Origin of the sequence: Micromonospora sp. M51 (genome assembly GCF_018070305.1) — a bacterium.
GTDB classification, from domain to species: domain Bacteria; phylum Actinomycetota; class Actinomycetes; order Mycobacteriales; family Micromonosporaceae; genus Micromonospora; species Micromonospora parva.
Map to the genome: position 1 here is coordinate 1 of NZ_JAGPXZ010001391.1, position 644 is coordinate 644.

Annotated in this window: 1 protein-coding gene; it reads left to right on the forward strand. The window is 68.2% G+C overall.

What is annotated here, in order from left to right; all coding sequences use genetic code 11:
- Window positions 1-165: 165 nt before the first annotated feature.
- Window positions 166-644: ricin-type beta-trefoil lectin domain protein (locus tag KBX53_RS35025; protein ID WP_210864042.1), on the forward strand; the 479-nt coding region annotated here is incomplete at its 3' end.

Below are 644 nucleotides of genomic sequence, written 5' to 3' on the forward strand. Positions count from 1 at the left end.
AGACGCGCTGGCCGTCGGACCCCCGGCCAGCGCGTCACGTCGCATTGCATTCATTGACATAAATTCCACAAAGGTCATACGATTCGCTGCGAATCGATTCGCCGCCACCACTGACCTGGCGCATCGACAATCCCCCTCGCCTCCACGACTTCCGAGGAGCACCCCGTGCGAACCCCGTCCCCCATCGGGCCAGGAAAGGCCCGTGACCTCATCCCGAGACGTCGTCGCGCCCGACGGCTGACCGCCGTGGCGGGCGCTCTGGTCGGCGTTCTCGTCGGCATCGGCGCCACCCCGGGCGCCTCGTCGCCGTCCGCCGAGGCGGCCGCCGCGCCGCTGGCGGCCGCCATCCAACCGGGGCAGAGCACCCCCATCGTCGGCACCGCATCCGGCCGCTGCCTCGAAGTGCCCAACTCCAGCACCACCAACGGCACCCAGACGCAACTCTGGGACTGCAACGGCAGCGCCAGCCAGAGCTGGACCTGGACGTCGACAAAGCAACTCCAGGTGTACGGCAACAAGTGCCTGGACGCCTCCGGCCGGGGCACCACCAACGGCACCCAGGTGATCATCTGGGACTGCAACGGCCAGAACAACCAGCAGTGGAACGTCAACAGCAACGGCACCGTCACCGGCGTGCAGTCCGG